Origin of the sequence: Lysobacter sp. 5GHs7-4 (assembly GCF_021284765.1) — a bacterium.
Classification (GTDB): Bacteria; Pseudomonadota; Gammaproteobacteria; order Xanthomonadales; family Xanthomonadaceae; genus Lysobacter.
Map to the genome: position 1 here is coordinate 1,828,468 of NZ_CP089924.1, position 14,828 is coordinate 1,843,295.

The following is a 14,828-nucleotide window of genomic DNA, read 5'->3' on the forward strand; positions in this document are numbered from 1 at the left end:
TCGCGGGCGCGATCAGGCGAGGTCGAAACGCCAGTGCCAGGGTTCGTAGACGATGCCGTGCGGATTGTCGCGCGGATAGCTCATGACGAAACCGTAGCCGCCGGCCTGCGCGCGCAGCCAGGCGAAGGCGGCGGTGCGCTCGAACGATTCTTCCGCCGGCGGCTCGTCGGGTGCGCCGATGTCCAGGGCCAGGCCGGAATGGTGCTCGCTGTAGCCGGGCGCGGCGTTGACGGTGAGGATCTGTTCGACGCTTTGCCCGCGCGCGAGCTTGCGTTCGAAGATGCCCAGCTGGTAGTCGTGGCTGCGATAGCCGGAGATCGCCTCCAGCACCACGCCGTCGCGCAGCGCCGCCGCGTGCAGGTGGGTCCAGGCGCGCGCCGCGCGCGGATGCAGCCACAGCGGGCGGCGGTAGCGGTCGTGGCCGGCGTAGGCGAGGCGGTCGGGCTCCGGCACCAGCGGCAGGCCGGTGCGCTCGCCGTAGGCCTGGTCCAGGCCCAGCCAAGCCAGGCGTTCTTCCAGGCGGTCCAGCGGCAACGCGCTCACCCGCTCCAGGCCGGCGCGGCGCAGGCTGAAGTGATGCTCCATCGCGTCCAGCGCGGCGTCCAGGCCGGGCTCGTGGCCCAGGTGCGGAATCAGCGGCAGCAAGCCTTCGGGCAGGTCGGCGGCGAGGTATTGGCCGTCGCGCTTGCGCCGCAGCACGTGGCGCGCGCGCGACAGCGCGCGGGCGTCGTGATTGCTGCGCGCGCGCAGCAGGCCGCCGGGCCACAGCTCGATGTCGGGGGTGTTGATCAGGACCGGAACGGTGCCGCGCATGCGTGCAGGTTAACGGCTGCGGGCGCGCCTTGCCACGTCCTGCAGCGCATCCAGCAAGGCCTGCGGCTGTTGCAGCGACAGCAGCAGCGTGGCGCCGTCGCCGCGTGGCGGCAGGCACAGCACGCGCCGGTAGCCGGTGAGCAGGCAGAAGGCCTTGCGCCAGCCCTCGCGCATGCGGAACCAGCCGGCTTTGTAGCCGGGCAGGGCGACGCCGAAGGTCTTGATCGAGGGCCGCAGGCCGGTGTGTTCGTCGAGGTCGACGATGCGCGCGTGTTGCAGGTCCAACTGCGCCACCGCGACCTTGCAAGTGTGCGGGCCGGCCTTGACCGTGAGCAGGTCGGCGTCGAGTTCGACCGCGCGCCGGCGCGCGCCCACCCAGATCAGGCCGACGGCCACGGCCAGCGCCGGCAGCGCGAACCACAGCAGTTGCAGCACCTTGGGATCCTGCGGCGCGCGCAGCAGGGCGAACGCCACGCCCAGCAGCGCCATGCCCAGCGAGAGCGCCGGTACCACCAGCGCGCCCCGGCCGGGTGCGACGACGGCGTAGCCGCGCATCTCAGCGCAGCTGCAGCAGCACGCCGGCCATCAGCGCGGCGGCCGACAGCGCCAGCAGCGCGACCGTGGTCAGCCGCGCCGCGGGTGCGGAGCGGCCGTCGCCCTGGCGCGGATAACGGCGTTCGATCAATTTCACGATATGCAGCATGGCGGTCTCCTTCGCAGTGCCGGCGCCGCCGACGGGCGCCTCAGGCGGGTTGTTTGAAGAACAAGCGGGTGGTGACGCTGTCGAAGCTCACCGACACCAGTTCCCAGCCCAGCGCGCCGCGCTTGGCCAGTTCGTCGCTGATGCGCTGGGTGGTGGAGGCGCCGAACAGGTGCGGACCGATCTCGCTGACGTGGTACTTCCATTGTTTCTGGCTCATGCGTCGTCCGTCTCTTCAGGTGAGGTGGGTTTGGGATGGGGCAGGCGTCCGGCCTTGCGCAGGGCGTCGCGCAGCAGGTACTCGATCTGGGCGTTGAGCGAGCGCAGTTCGTCGTCGGCCCAGCGCTGCGCCGCCGCCAGCACGTCGGCGTTGATGCGCAGCGGATAGGCTTTCTTCTCGCTCACCGACGGCGGTTCCGCGGTTCGTCGCGGGCGCCGTCGTCGCGCCGGTTATGGCCGGGGCTGCGGTAATCGCGCTTGGCGCGCGCCACCGCCAGCAGCAGGGCCACGGCCAGGCCGTTGACCGCAACCAGCAGCGCCACGGTGACCCACAGCGTGCGGCTGTCGTCGCCGTGGGCCCAGTAGTAGCCCAGCGCCGAGGCGAAGATCGCGATCGACACCAGCGCCAGCAGGCGCGCGAACCGCGCGGCGGCTGCGGCCGGATCGCGCAGGCGCGTCGCGTCCAGGCCGTTGATCAGGTGCAGGTTGCCGCGCGACACCAGCACCGCGGCGATCAGCGTCGGCAGGCCGCTGACGATCATGATCGCGGGCAGGACGTAGGGGCTGTCGGACAGGTTCATGCGCGCCTCAGTACAGGGTGCCGGCGTTGACGATGGGCTGGGTGCTGCGGTCGCCGCACAGCACCACCAGCAGGTTGCTGACCATCTGCGCCTTGCGCTCTTCGTCCAATTGCACCACGCCGTTCTTCTGCAGTTCGGCCAGCGCCATCTCGACCATGCCGACCGCGCCGGCGACGATGCGGGTGCGCGCGGCGATCACCGCGTTGGCCTGCTGGCGCTGCAGCATGGCGTGGGCGATTTCCGGCGCGTAGGCCAGGTGGCTGATGCGCGCGTCCAGCACTTCCACGCCGGCGTCGGCCAGGCGCTCGGCCAACTCGTCCTTGAGGTGCTGCGAGATCTCGGCGGCGTGGCTGCGCAGGGCGAGCTGGCCGTCCTCGTGCTGGTCGTAGGGATAGCTGGTGGCCATCGCGCGCAGCGCCGATTCGGACTGGATGTGGACGAAGCTTTCGTAGTCGTCGACGTTGTAGACCGCCTCGGCCGAATCGACCACCTGCCAGACGATCACCGCGGCGATCTCGATCGGGCTGCCGTCGAGTTCGTTGACCTTGAGCTTGCCGCTTTCGAAGTTGCGCACGCGCTGGCTGACCTTCTTCTTGGCGTAGAAGGGGTTGTTCCAGCGCAGGCCGTTGTCCTTGACCGTGCCGACGTATTTGCCGAACAGGCTCAGCACGGCGGCCTGGTTGGGCTCGACCTTGTACAGGCCGACCAGGCCGAAAAACAGCGCGACGCCGATCGCGATGGCGGCGCCGATCTGCAGCTCGGCCTTGCTCGCGACCCCGTCGATGAACAGCCAGAACGCGAGCGCCCCGGCCACCAACAGGAGCAGCAGGGTCGGAATGCCGGGCAGGGAGCGGGTCGGGTTCTCTTTCATGGCGCGTTCTCGCGTCGTCGATGGGTTCGAGATAGTGATATCAAATTGATATCAGGCGACGCAAGCGGGATCCGACGAGCGGTAACGGGCGTCTGCGCCCTATCCCGAAACTGCGGCGCCGTGACTTCTTGTGGGAGCGGCGTGAGCCGCGATGGGGCGGCCGATCGCTGCGCCGGGCGATCCCGGTGCTTCGATCGCGGCTTACGCCGCTCCCACAGAGAGCGGGTGCTCGCATGGCTGGGGCTGGCTGGAATTGCGTGGTCGCGGCTTGCGCCGCTTCTACCCGGAAGCAGACTGCGCAGCGCCGCTCAGGGCGTGATGCGGTACAGCGGCGCGGGCACGAATTCGCCGGTCGCGTACAGGCTGCGGCCGTCGGCGGCCCAGCCCAGGGCTTCGGCCTGGGGCAGCCAGGGCAGGGGGGTGAGCTTGGGTGGCGCGGCCACCGCCGCGCTCCAACTCTGGCCGTTGCGGCGCGGGTACAGCAGCAGGTAGCGGTAGGTCATCACCGCCAGGGTGCGCCCGTCCGGCGAGACGTCGGCGGCGGTGACCTGGCTCTGCAGCCGCGCGCTGCGCGGCTTGCGCTCCAGGTCCTTCGCGCTGGGCTGCGGCACCCCGGCCAGTGCGCCGGCGCGCTGGGCGGTGAGCAGGCCGTTGCCGGCCGGCCGCAGCGGCAGGGTGAACAGCTCCGGCGGCTGGCGCTTTTTCGAGATCAGCAGGATGCGGCCATTGGCGGCGTCCACCGCCACCGCCTCGCAATCGCGCGCGCCGTCGGGCCAGCGGAACGCGATCGACCAGGCCGGACGCAGGCGCGCGTTCTCCAGCTTGGCCGGTTCCTCCACCACGTGCAGTTGCAGGCTGCGGCGCAGGCCGCCGTTGTCGCCGGTGTCGGCGATCAGCAGATAGTTGCGGCCGCCCAGGCGGAACGCGGCGACGTCTTCCCAATCGGTCTTGGTCACGCCCTCGATGCGGAACGTGGCCAGGCGTTGTCCGTCGTCGCCGACCGCGAACAGCCGTTCGGGATTGCCGCCGTCGTCGATCATCCACAGCACGTTCGGATGCCGGCGCGAGGCGGCCAGGCCGCTGATTTCGTCGAGCTGGCCGTCCACCAGCATGCCGCTGAGCTCGCTGCCGGGCTCGCCCGGCTCGTGACGCGCGCAGGCGCCCGCCGCGGCCAGGGCTGCGGCGAGAACGACGGCGCGCAGCGGTAGCGGCACGGAACGCGGCATGCCCACAGCATCGCATGCGGCTCCGCGTCCAGACAGATCCGGACCCGGCCGGACGCGCGGAAAGTTAGACTAGCGTCAGCCTACGGCCCCACCTTCAAGAGAACGCGCATGATCACCCTCGGTACGCCTTTGTCCCCGCACGCTTGCCGCGTGCTGCTGCTCGGTTCGGGCGAACTCGGCAAAGAGGTGGCGATCGAACTGCAGCGCTACGGGGTGGAGGTGATCGCCGCCGACCGCTACGCCGACGCGCCGGCGATGCAGGTCGCGCACCGCAGCCACGTGCTGGACATGCTGGACGGCCAGGCCGTGCGCGCGCTGATCGCCGCCGAGCGCCCGCACCTGATCGTGCCGGAGATCGAGGCCATCCACACCCAGACCCTGGTGGAACTGGAGCAGGAATTCGCCGAGCGCGGCACGCACACGCGCGTGATCCCGACCGCGCGCGCCGCGCGCCTGACCATGGACCGCGAAGGCATCCGCCGCCTGGCCGCCGAAACCCTGGGCCTGCCGACCTCGCCCTACCGCTTCGTCGACACGCTGGAGGATTACCGCGAGGCGGTCGCCGCGATCGGCCTGCCGTGCGTGGTCAAGCCGGTGATGTCGTCCTCGGGCAAGGGCCAGAGCCTGGTGCGCGGCGCCGACGACGTCGACAAGGCCTGGGACTACGCCCAGACCGGCGGCCGCGCCGGCGCCGGCCGCGTCATCGTCGAAGGCTTCATCGACTTCGACTACGAAATCACCCTGCTGACCGTGCGCCACGTCGGCGGCACCACGTTCTGCGCGCCGATCGGCCACCTGCAGCGCGACGGCGACTACCGCGAAAGCTGGCAGCCGCAGCCGATGTCGACGCGCGCGCTGGCGCGCGCGCAGGGCATCGCGCGCAGCATCACCGACGACCTGGGCGGTTGGGGCGTGTTCGGCGTGGAGCTGTTCGTCAAGGGCGACGAGGTCTGGTTCAGCGAAGTTTCGCCGCGCCCGCACGACACCGGCCTGGTGACCCTGATCTCGCAGGATCTGAGCGAGTTTGCGCTGCATGCGCGCGCGATCCTCGGCCTGCCGATTCCGGCCATCCGCGAACACGGCGCGTCGGCCTCGTGCGCGGTGCTCGCGCAGGGCCACGGCGTGCCGGTGTTCAACGGCGTCGACGCCGCGCTGAGTCAGGCCGACACGCAACTGCGTCTGTTCGGCAAGCCGCGCGTGGAAGGCCACCGCCGCGTAGCGGTGACGCTCGCGCTGGGCGAGGACGTCGACGGCGCGCGCGAGCACGCGCGGCGCGCGGCCGCGGCGTTGGACATCGAGCTGCGCTGAGCGCGGCCGCCCTACACTGATCCGAACCACGATCCCGACAGGGGGGATGCGCGATGGAAGAATCCCGAGGCTATGCCGTGTTCCTATTCCCGCAGGCGCTGGAGGTGCTGGGCGAGGCGATCAAGCCTTACCTGCTCGACGGCGCGGCCGGACCGCATGTGTTGTGCCGCGAGATCGACACCGCCGGCGCGCTGATCGAAATGACCCTGGAGATGCAGACCAGCGAAGGCCGGCCGGTGTCGCTGGAACTGATGGTGCCGACCAGTATGGTGCGCATGATCGTCTCGGCGCGCAGCGACGAGGCCTTCGGCTTCGGCCCGCGCCCCGCGCACGTGCCGCAAGCGGTGCCGACGGTGGTGGTGCCGGCTGCGCCCACGCCCGCCGCGCCGGCGGCAGCGCCAGCGCCAGCGCCGGTCCCCGCGCCTACGCCGGCCAAGGCCGAGCCAGTGGTGGCGGCGAAGCCGGGTGGCGACGAGCCCGAGCAATAGGCATTAGTCCACCTCCCTTCGGATGCGCTCCCTTCTTTATAAAAGGGTGAAGCCGTGCGTTTACGAACCGCAGGTTCGTGCGCGGCTGAACGCCGGGTTGAAGGTGTTGCTGCCCAAGTTTTGTGAGCCGCCTTCTGTGGGAGCGGCGTGAGCCGCGACCGTGAATCCCGGTGACGGCGCCTATTCGGTTCCGATGACCTCGAGATTCCGGCGCTGTGCTTTTTAGCTCCCTCCTTTGGAAAAGGAGGGTTGGGGAGGATTTGCTTTTGTTCTTACTCTGTTGCTTCTGACCGAAGGTCAAAGGCTTCCGCCTGCTGCGCATGCGGGTCACTTTCTCTTGCTAGCGCTCTCTGTAGGAGCGGCGTGAGCCGCGACCTCGAATCCCGGCGGCCGCGCCTATTCGGTTCCGATGGCCTCCAGATCGCGGCGTCACGCTTTTGGCTCCCTCCTTTGACAAAGGGTGAAGCCGTGCGTTTACGAACCGCAGGTTCGTGCACGGGTGAACGACAACAGGCTGTGCCTGTTGGCCGGGCGGGTTGGGGAGGATTTGCTCTTGCTGTTGTCTTCGCTTCTTCTGACCGAAGGTCAAAGGCTTCCGCCTGCTGCGCATGCGGGTCACTTTCTCTTGCTGACCCAAGAGAAAGTAACCAAAGAGAAGGGTCTGAGCCCAGAGCTCCCGTGTGGCTTCGGTTCTTGCGCCGGGATTTTTCGATAAGACATCCCTGTCTTATCGAAAAACGGCGCGCGTCCTGCGCGCCGCCCTCCGGGTCTGGGAATGGTCGTGTGGCTTCGGTTCTATGGACTTCAATGCCGGAGCAAACTCAACGGCAACGGCAACGGCAACGGCAACGGCAACGGCAACGGCGATGTGGGAATTCGTAGGATGCTGTGAGCCGTAGGCGAACCGCATCGCCGCTGTGGCCGGGCCTCGCATGGCGCGGTTCGCTGCGCTCACCGCACCCTACGAGCGGTGCGAGGGAGTCGGTGGCCGTAGGCACGACGCAGGCGCAGTCCATCGCGGCTCGCGCCGCTCCCACAGAAAGCGGGCGCTGCGCGGCGGATCACGCCGTAGGATGCGGTGAGCGCAGCGAACCGCATCGCCACCAAACGCCTTACGGCTTAGCCAGATCGATCCACACCAGATGATGATCGCTGCCGTCGGCGTAGGCCGCGTCCGCGCTCTCGCGTGCCGGCCAGAACACGCCGCTGTCGCGCACGTTCAAGCCGCGCGAGGGCAGCACGTAGTCCAGGCGCAGGGTGCCGGCCTTGGCGCCGAAGTCGCCGGTGTGGGTGGCGGTGTCGCCCTTGCGCGGCAGCCCATACTCGGCCGCGCGCTGCGGTGCGCCCGCGCTGCGCGGCAGGTGGGTGGCGTCCACGCGAGGGTGGTCCAGCACTTGCGCGATCGCACCGCGCGCGCCGTCGCCGTCGACGGGATCGGCGTTCATGTCGCCCAGGATCACGAACGCGGCGTCCGCCGCCAGTCCGCCGCAGGCGCCGCGGTCGTCGCACAGCCAGGGTTTTTCGCCGGCCGACAGATACTCCGCCCACAGCCGCAGCTCGTCGTGGTTGCGCGCGCCGTTGCGGTCTTCGGGGCCGTCGAACACCGGCGGGGTCGGATGCGCGGCCAGGACGTGGATCGTGCCCAGCGGCGTGCGCACCGGCAGGTCCCAATGCGATTTCGACGACAGCCGCAGCTGCGACCAGATCGCCGGCGGATACCAGGCCGCGCCGGTGGCGGGATCGCGCGGTACGCGCGCGCCCGGCAGCGCGCTCCACTTCAGCAATTGGAACGTCCGCGCCTGCGCGGCGTCGATGGGGTACTGCGACAGCACCAGCATGCCGTACTGGCCGGGATGCAGACCGTAACCCCAGGCGTCGTTGCCGCGCGCGCGGCCGTCGCCGCCGACGCGGCCGTCGTGGTCCAGGTCCAGGCCGCTGGGCACGCCGGTGTTGACCGGCGCGAAGTAGCGGTAGGGATAACGCAGTGCGGTGCCGCCATGCTGACCCACGCCCAGGTAGCGTTGCTGGAACAGGTCCGCGGCGCGGCCGTCGGCGTCGTAATCGAATTCGTTGAGCAGCACGATGTCCGGGCGCGCGCGCTGCAGCACCGCGGCGATTTTGCGCGCGCCGGCGTCGTCGCCCTGCAGGCGGCGCACCAGGCCGCCGTCGGCGTCGTCGTACAGCGAGGTGTTGTAGGTGGCGATGCGCAAGGCGCCGCGTTCGTTCATGGCCGGGGCCTTTGCCGCGTCGGGCGCGCCGTGGACCTGGACGCGCACGCAGCCGGCGGCGAGGGCGGCGAGCAGGGCGAAGGGAAGCAGTGCGGAGAGTCGATTGCGCATGGCGCGCATGATCGCATGCGCGCCGCACGGCTTCGATGACAGTCGCGCGAGGGCGCCGGCCGCGCAAAAAAAAAAAAACGCCCCGGCGGACCGGGGCGTCGGGTGCTGCGTGTCGCTACGGGCTTACAGCGTGCAGCCGTAAGCGCTGAGCGAGGTCTTCATCTGCTCCAGCGTGGTCTTGCAGGCGCTGGCCAGCGCGGCCTTGGAGGCCGGGTTGGCGGCCGCCTGCTTCCAGGAGGCGCGGCTGCTGTCCAGACCGGTCTGGAACATCGCACGCTGATCGGCCGGCACCTTGTCCGCGAGGCAGGCGCTGACCTTGTTCAGGTAGTCGTCGCACTCCGGAATACCGACGCTGTCGGCGGCGGCGACCGGCGCCGCCGCGGTGTCGGCCGGAACCGAGGTCGCGGTCGGAGCGGCCACATCGGTCGGCATGGTCTCGGCCGGCGTCGAGGTGGCGGTGGCGGCAGCCGGGTCGGCGGCGGCGTCGGCCGGCTTGTCGGCCGGCTTGGTGCAGGCGGCCAGCGCCAGGGTGATGGCGGCGGCCAGGATCAGAGCGGTGTGCTTCATCGAATTTCCCCGTAATGAATGGTAGGCGGCGGCTCCATGCCGAACACAGTGCCGACTCGGTCGTCGCTAAACGACGGGCCACTAGATATACGAGTCGGCGCCGCACTGTGTTAGCGCATCGTAAAACGCCTGCGCCGCCGGTCGCGGCGCAGGCGGCTATCGGACATGGAATCGGTGCGTGCGGGCACCGGCGCGGCCGGCCGCCCGGCGCAGTCTTACATCGCGCAGCCGTAGCGTGCGTATTCGTCCCTGGCCTGTTCCTCGGCGATGGCGCAGGCCTGCGGCAGAGCGGCGCGGTGGGTCGGATTGGCCAGCGCTTCCTTCCAGGTCGCGTATTCGGCCGACACGCTGCTGCGCAGTTGCAGGCGCTGCGCTTCGGGCACTTTTTCGTTGATGCAGGCGGCGACCTTGGCCAGGTATTGGTCGCATTGCACGACGCCGATCGCGTCTTCGATCTTGCCGCCGCTGCCGCTGGCGGACGAGCAGGCGGACAACGACAGGCAGGCGGCCGCGACAGCGGCCAGGGACCAGGCGGATGTGTTCATGAGGGGAGGGCTGCACTAGAGGGTCGTGGGGCGCGGGATCCGTCGCCGCGTAGCGCATTCGGGCGGCGTCGCGTGACGCCGATTCCGAAATCCCTGCCTATGTAGAGCAACGCGGTTACAGCTTGATGAAGTCGCGTATGTCCAGATCGCGCCACTCGTGGCCGTCGAAGCCTTCCAGCGGACGGTAGCGGCGCTTGTAGTCCATCTTCGGATGGCCGGCGATCCAGTAACCCAGGTACAGATGCTCGCGCCGTTCGCGCTTGGCCCATTCGATCTGGCGCAGGATCGCCAGCGTGCCCAGGCCGCGGTCGGCCAGTTCGGGTTCGTAGAAGGTGTAGACCGCCGACAGCGCGGTGTCGACCACGTCGGTGACCGCCACCGCCAGCAGGCGGCGCTGCTCGCGCAGTTCCAGGAAGCGGCCTTCGCTCCAGCTGCCGATCAGGAACTGGTCGAACTCGGGCGCGCCGTGCCCGTCCATGCCGCCGCCGGCATGGCGCGCGCCCAGGTAACGCCGATACAGCGCCAGGTGTTCCTCGGTGCGCTCGGCCGGACGCACGCGCATCTCGACCTGGGCGTTGAGCGCCAGGCAGCGGCGTTGGCTGCGGTCGGGGCGGAAGCGGTCGACCGGAATGCGTACCGCCACGCAGGCGCGGCAGCCGGCGCAGTGCGGGCGGTAGACGATGTCGCCGGAGCGGCGGAAACCCCAGCCCAGCGCGTGCGGGTACCAGGCGCGCAGGCGCGGATCGCGCGGGTCCAGCACCAGGTCGCGGGCGACGCGCTCCGGCCAATAGCCGCAGGCGTGCTCGCCGGTGTGGAACAGGCGCAGATCCTCGTTCTCCGGCTGCGGTTGGGTGCCCATGGCGTGAGCATAGCGCCGTCCCCGGGCCGCCGCGCTAGCGCGGCGTTCACGTTTATGCACGCAGCCGTGTCAACCGATCGCCGGCCCGGGCGTTGACCTGTGCATCGGCGCCGCCCGGCGCCCCTGGCAGGAGTCACCGCATGAAACGTTCCATCGTGCTGGTCGCCGCACTGGCGGCCGCCGTCGCCGGCGCCGCGCTGGCCGCACCGCAGGGCGAAGGCCCCGACCGTCCGCAGCGCCCCAGCCTGGACCGCAACAACGACGGCGCGATCGACCGCAGCGAAGCCGCGGCGATGCCGCGCCTGGCCGAGAAGTTCGACGCCCTCGACAAGAACCGCGACGGCCGCCTCAGCGCCGACGAGCGCCCCTCGCACCGCGGCCGCGGCGGCAAGGGCGGACGCGGCGGTCACGGCGGACGCCACGGCGGCATGGGCGGGCTGATTTCCGCCGACGCCGACGGCGACGGCCGCATCAGCAAGGCCGAGGCCGCCCAGCTGCCGATGATCGGCGACAAGTTCGCCCAGATCGACGGCAACCGCGACGGCTACGTGGTGCGCAGCGAACTGCGCGCGTTCCACGAGCGCGAGCGCCCGCAGCGCGAGGCCGAGCGCGCCAAGCGCTTCGAGCAGCATTTCGCCGAAGCCGACCTCAACCGCGACGGCAAGCTCAGCAAGATCGAAGTCGGCGAAAAGATGCCGCGCCTGGCCAAGGCCTTCGCCTTCATGGACGAGGACCGCGACGGCTATCTGACCCGCGAGGATTTGCGCCACCCGCCGCGCCGCTGACGCGTGGCCGGTCGCACCGGCGTTGTACGTAGCACCCGGCAGTAGCAAGTAAACGGAAGGTTTGCCCCTCCAGATTCCCGTGCCGCGTCCCGCGGCACGGGTTTTTTTTCGGCGCGAGGCCTAGAGGCGGCCGGACTGGATCAGACCGACGATCAAGCCGCCCACGCCGCAGCCCACGCCGATCGCGCCGCCGATCCAGGACTGCATGCGCTCGCAGCGGCGCCGGCGCGCGGCCGCGACCGGGTCGCGCTGCGCCTCCAGCGCGTGGCGGCGGCGCAGGATGCGCGGCTGCGCCACGCTGGTCTGCCACAGCACCGCGGCGATGAAACCCAGCGTGGTCAGGCTGGGCAGCCACCAGCCGCCGCGGCCGCTGTGCGCGATCGCCAGCAGCAGCACCACGAACGCGATCGAGGCCAGCGCGCAGATCACCGCGCTGCGCACCAGCGCGTAGCGTTCGGCATCGTCGATCGCGCCCTTGAGTTGCTTGCGCAGGCCCAGGTAGATGCCGGCGAAGGCCGCGACCGCGGCGATGCCGATGCTGCCGGCCGCGCCCAGCAGCACCTGGCCGAAGGTCTTGGCGCCGGCCGCCGCGCCGGCGCCGAGCAGGCCCGCGGCGGCCGCGGGCGGGCTGGCCAGGGTCAGCGCGGTCGCGACCATGCTGGTGAAGGCGATCGACGGCGCGCTGTCGGCGGCGAACCGGCCGAAGCGCGCCAGCATGTCCTCGCGCACGCTGGCGCGCGCGCGCGACAGGCGCTTGCGCACCGCCGCGTCGCTGAGGCCCAGCAGGGACGCGACCTGCTGCGAGCTCTGGCCTTCGCGGTAGTACAGCAGCAGCACTTCGCGGCTGTCGTCGGGCAGGGCCGAAATCAGTTCGGCGGCGACGGCCTGGCGTTCTTCGTCCAGCAGTTGCTCGAAGGGATTGGGCTGCGGATCGGCCGCGGCCTCGATCGCCGCCTCGACGTCGTCGACGCCGCGCGGCGCGCGCCGCTGCGCGCGCAGATGGTCGCGGGCGAGGTTGCGGGTGATCTGACGCAGCCAGGGCAGGAAGCTGGACGGGCTCTGCAACCGGCGCAGGTTCTGCCAGGCGCTGAGGAAGGCCTCCTGGGCGATGTCCTCGCTGGCCGGCACGTCGCGCACGATCGCCAGCGCGATCGCGGTCACCGAGTTCTGGCACAGCGCGACGATGCGCGAATACGCGGCACGGTCGCCGGCCGCCGCCGCGGGCAGGTCGGCATCGATGGCGGTGAGCAGGACGTCGGCGGTCGTGACGGCGTTCAAGGCTGGCAGGCCAGGCAGGCGGGCAGGTATGCGGGCAGGTCGGCGGCGCCGCCCAGGGCGCCCAGAATAACCAGCGCGGCGCCGATGGCGGCGGTGCTCAGCGGGCCCAGCAGATCGACGGCGATTGCGAGCGCGGTGCAAAGGGTGAAGGGGGGCGGCGTCATGGCGGTTCCGGGCAGGGTGACCTGTACCGGGACGCGGGACGGTGGGGAATGTGACCGGGGCGGGGCGTGTGTCGGGACGCCGAGAAGCAAATCCCCCTTAGTCCCCCCTTTCAAAGGGGAGGCAGCTACGCGGTTGTGGGGGGCTCCCTGCGCTGTGCCCGGTCACCTCTCCTCGTGGCGGCGAGGCCGAACCTCAAACCGGACGGCGCAGTCTCCCCCTTTCGAAAGAGGGGGATAAAGGGGGATTCGCTCTCGCTCCCGCCCGCAGCCTCACATCGCCACATGCCGGATCGTGCGCACCACCTGCCAGCGCCCATCGGTCTGCTTCACCTCCAGCGTCTTGTACGACGCCGACAGCCGATGGTGGTACGCCTCGTACTCGATCTTGCCCGACTCGCGCGTCTGCGGCCGGAACGCCTTGACGTCGACCAGCAGCGCCGGGTGGCCGGAGGCGCGATGCACGCTGCCCTGTTCGTCGTCGGCGATGCGCACGCATTCCGACAGCGGCACCACGCGGCGTCCGCGCAGCTGCGCCTGCATCGCGTCGATCATCGCCTTGGACACGTCCTTGCCGTCGATCGACAGGCACAGCGTGTCGATCGGCGCGGCCTTGGCCAGTTCGCGCGCGAACACCGCCGCGGCCAGCGGCTGCGGGATCGCCGCCACCGAACCGTTCAAGGGGTGATCGGCCAGCGCGGCCTCGGCCGGGTCCTGGCGCAGCGAATGCACGATCGCCATCGCCAGCACCGCCACGATCACGAAGATCAGGCCCAGCTTGATCCGGAACGCGCGCTGCTGCGCCGGCGTGCGGCCGCGCGCGACCTGTTCGGGCGGGCGGAAACTGATCGCCGCATAGCCTTCGCCGCCGCGGGTGGAGTCGATCAGGCCGGACGCGCGCAGGATTTCGCGCGCGCGCACCTGGTCCTCGGACTTCACCACCCACACCGCCGGCTTGGGCGTGTCGTTGTCGCTGTAGCTGAAGCCGCTGCGGCGATTGCCCTTGTAGGAACGGTTATGGGTGACGCGTACTTCGATGTCGGCCTCGCGCAGCATCTGCGCGACCTGTTCGACGTTTTCCAGACGCGCGCTGGAGAAGACCTGTCTCATCTCAGTCCTTCGCCGGCACGTGCTGGGCCGCGGCCGAATCCTGCACCACGCGGATCAAACCTTCCTGCGCGGTGCTGGCGACCAGGTGGCCGTGGCGGTCGTAGATCTGCCCGCGCGCCAGGCCGCGTCCGCCCTGCGCGCTGGGGCTGTCGATCGAATACAGCAGCCAGTCGTCGGCGCGGAACGGGCGGTGGAACCACAGCGCGTGATCCAGCGACGCCATCTGCACGTTGGGCTGGTAGTAGCTGATGCCATGCGGGAAGGTCGCCGTGCCCAGCAGATGGAAATCCGAGGCGTAGGCGAGCAGGGCGCGGTGCAGTTCCGGCGCATCGCCCACTTGTTCGCTCAGACGGAACCAGACCTGCTGATACGGCGGGCGCTTGGGCGGGTTGAGCTCGTCGCGCGGGTACACGTGGCGGAACTCGAACGGCCCCTGCCGCGACAGCCAGCGCTGCACCTTGGTCGGCAGCGTCGCCATCACCTCGGCCGGCACCGCCGGCGCGGGCGCGATGTCCTCGGGCTTGGGCACTTCCGGCATCGACAACTGGTGCTCGCCGCCGTCCTCGTCCTTCTGGAACGACGCGGCCAGGAAGAAGATCGGCTGCCCGTGCTGGATCGCGGTCACCCGCCGCACCGAGAAGCTGCCGCCGTCGCGGGTGCGATCGGCCTGGTAGACGATAGGCGCCTCGATGTCGCCGGCCTTGAGGAAATAGGCATGCAGCGAATGCGCGCTGCGCGGCGCTTCCAGCGTCGCCTGCGCGGCCGACAGCGCCTGTCCCAGCACCTGCCCGCCGAACACGTACTTGGTGCCGATGTCGCGGCTCTGGCCGCGGAACAGATTGTCTTCCAGCCGCTCCAGCGACAGCAGTTCGATCAGTTCGGAGACGGGGGATGAGCTCATGGGGCGTGGTTCGGCCGGTCGGTATACGACTTTGAAGTATACGGCCCGATCGGCGGCGGCCTTGACCCGGTGGTAAA

At 70.2% G+C, this 14,828-nt stretch carries 19 protein-coding genes; 3 read left to right on the top strand and 16 right to left on the bottom strand.

Annotated features, from left to right (window positions below):
• Positions 1-12: 12 nt before the first annotated feature.
• The 8 genes from LVB77_RS08140 to LVB77_RS08175 all read right to left on the bottom strand — a co-directional run bounded on the left by LVB77_RS08140 (position 13) and on the right by LVB77_RS08175 (position 4,410).
• The gene (locus LVB77_RS08140; RefSeq protein ID WP_232909650.1) at positions 13-813 is read right to left on the bottom strand and encodes a M15 family metallopeptidase; all 801 of its coding nucleotides are present in this window, start codon (positions 811-813) and stop codon (positions 13-15) included.
• Between the two features lie 9 nt (positions 814-822).
• Positions 823-1,368 carry a hypothetical protein gene (locus LVB77_RS08145; protein WP_232909651.1) on the bottom strand — a complete coding sequence of 182 codons (546 nt, stop codon included), beginning with the start codon at positions 1,366-1,368 and terminating at the stop codon, positions 823-825.
• 1 nt (position 1,369) lies between these two features.
• Positions 1,370-1,516 carry a hypothetical protein gene (locus tag LVB77_RS08150; protein WP_232909652.1) on the bottom strand — a complete coding sequence of 49 codons (147 nt, stop codon included), beginning with the start codon at positions 1,514-1,516 and terminating at the stop codon, positions 1,370-1,372.
• A 40-nt stretch (positions 1,517-1,556) separates the two neighbouring features.
• On the bottom strand, positions 1,557-1,733 hold the full coding sequence (locus tag LVB77_RS08155; RefSeq protein WP_232909653.1) for a hypothetical protein: 177 nt from the start codon (positions 1,731-1,733) through the stop codon (positions 1,557-1,559).
• Positions 1,730-1,918 carry an Arc family DNA binding domain-containing protein gene (locus LVB77_RS08160; protein WP_232909654.1) on the bottom strand — a complete coding sequence of 63 codons (189 nt, stop codon included), beginning with the start codon at positions 1,916-1,918 and terminating at the stop codon, positions 1,730-1,732. Before LVB77_RS08160 ends, LVB77_RS08155 begins: the two co-directional genes overlap by 4 nt.
• A complete protein-coding gene (locus tag LVB77_RS08165) occupies positions 1,915-2,313 on the bottom strand; it encodes a hypothetical protein (RefSeq protein WP_232909655.1) in 399 nt (132 codons plus the stop codon). Before LVB77_RS08165 ends, LVB77_RS08160 begins: the two co-directional genes overlap by 4 nt.
• Positions 2,314-2,320: 7 nt before the next feature.
• Positions 2,321-3,184, bottom strand: a complete 864-nt coding sequence (locus tag LVB77_RS08170) for an SPFH domain-containing protein (protein ID WP_232909656.1) — start codon at positions 3,182-3,184, stop codon at positions 2,321-2,323.
• Positions 3,185-3,492: 308 nt separating this feature from the next.
• A complete protein-coding gene (locus LVB77_RS08175) occupies positions 3,493-4,410 on the bottom strand; it encodes a hypothetical protein (RefSeq protein WP_232909657.1) in 918 nt (305 codons plus the stop codon).
• Between the two features lie 108 nt (positions 4,411-4,518).
• On the opposite strand from LVB77_RS08175, the gene purT reads away from it, so the two are divergent.
• The gene (gene purT, locus LVB77_RS08180) at positions 4,519-5,718 is read left to right on the top strand and encodes a formate-dependent phosphoribosylglycinamide formyltransferase (protein ID WP_232909658.1); all 1,200 of its coding nucleotides are present in this window, start codon (positions 4,519-4,521) and stop codon (positions 5,716-5,718) included.
• A gap of 53 nt (positions 5,719-5,771) precedes the next feature.
• Positions 5,772-6,206, top strand: coding sequence for a hypothetical protein (locus LVB77_RS08185; RefSeq protein ID WP_232909659.1), 435 nt, complete (start codon positions 5,772-5,774; stop codon positions 6,204-6,206).
• A gap of 1,112 nt (positions 6,207-7,318) precedes the next feature.
• Here the strand turns inward: LVB77_RS08185 and LVB77_RS08190 are convergent.
• The 4 genes from LVB77_RS08190 to LVB77_RS08205 all read right to left on the bottom strand — a co-directional run bounded on the left by LVB77_RS08190 (position 7,319) and on the right by LVB77_RS08205 (position 10,516).
• Entirely contained in the window at positions 7,319-8,545 is a 1,227-nt protein-coding gene (locus tag LVB77_RS08190) for an endonuclease/exonuclease/phosphatase family protein (protein WP_232909660.1), read from the bottom strand.
• 123 nt (positions 8,546-8,668) lie between these two features.
• On the bottom strand, positions 8,669-9,112 hold the full coding sequence (locus tag LVB77_RS08195; protein WP_232909661.1) for a hypothetical protein: 444 nt from the start codon (positions 9,110-9,112) through the stop codon (positions 8,669-8,671).
• A 215-nt stretch (positions 9,113-9,327) separates the two neighbouring features.
• Positions 9,328-9,657, bottom strand: a complete 330-nt coding sequence (locus tag LVB77_RS08200; protein WP_232909662.1) for a hypothetical protein — start codon at positions 9,655-9,657, stop codon at positions 9,328-9,330.
• Positions 9,658-9,772: 115 nt separating this feature from the next.
• Positions 9,773-10,516 (bottom strand): arginyltransferase, encoded by a 744-nt coding sequence (locus LVB77_RS08205; protein ID WP_232909663.1) that lies wholly within the window; start codon positions 10,514-10,516, stop codon positions 9,773-9,775.
• Positions 10,517-10,656: 140 nt separating this feature from the next.
• On the opposite strand from LVB77_RS08205, the gene LVB77_RS08210 reads away from it, so the two are divergent.
• Positions 10,657-11,301 carry a calcium-binding protein gene (locus tag LVB77_RS08210; RefSeq protein ID WP_232909664.1) on the top strand — a complete coding sequence of 215 codons (645 nt, stop codon included), beginning with the start codon at positions 10,657-10,659 and terminating at the stop codon, positions 11,299-11,301.
• 120 nt (positions 11,302-11,421) lie between these two features.
• On the opposite strand, the gene LVB77_RS21340 is transcribed toward LVB77_RS08210, so the two are convergent.
• From LVB77_RS21340 to tesB, 4 genes are all read right to left on the bottom strand, one after another.
• A complete protein-coding gene (locus tag LVB77_RS21340; RefSeq protein ID WP_343226232.1) occupies positions 11,422-12,552 on the bottom strand; it encodes a sigma-70 family RNA polymerase sigma factor in 1,131 nt (376 codons plus the stop codon).
• 23 nt (positions 12,553-12,575) lie between these two features.
• On the bottom strand, positions 12,576-12,743 hold the full coding sequence (locus tag LVB77_RS08220) for a hypothetical protein (protein WP_232909665.1): 168 nt from the start codon (positions 12,741-12,743) through the stop codon (positions 12,576-12,578).
• A 270-nt stretch (positions 12,744-13,013) separates the two neighbouring features.
• Positions 13,014-13,850, bottom strand: a complete 837-nt coding sequence (locus LVB77_RS08225) for a hypothetical protein (protein WP_232909666.1) — start codon at positions 13,848-13,850, stop codon at positions 13,014-13,016.
• Position 13,851: 1 nt separating this feature from the next.
• On the bottom strand, positions 13,852-14,751 hold the full coding sequence (tesB, locus tag LVB77_RS08230) for an acyl-CoA thioesterase II (protein WP_232909667.1): 900 nt from the start codon (positions 14,749-14,751) through the stop codon (positions 13,852-13,854).
• Between the last annotated feature and the right edge of the window lie 77 nt (positions 14,752-14,828).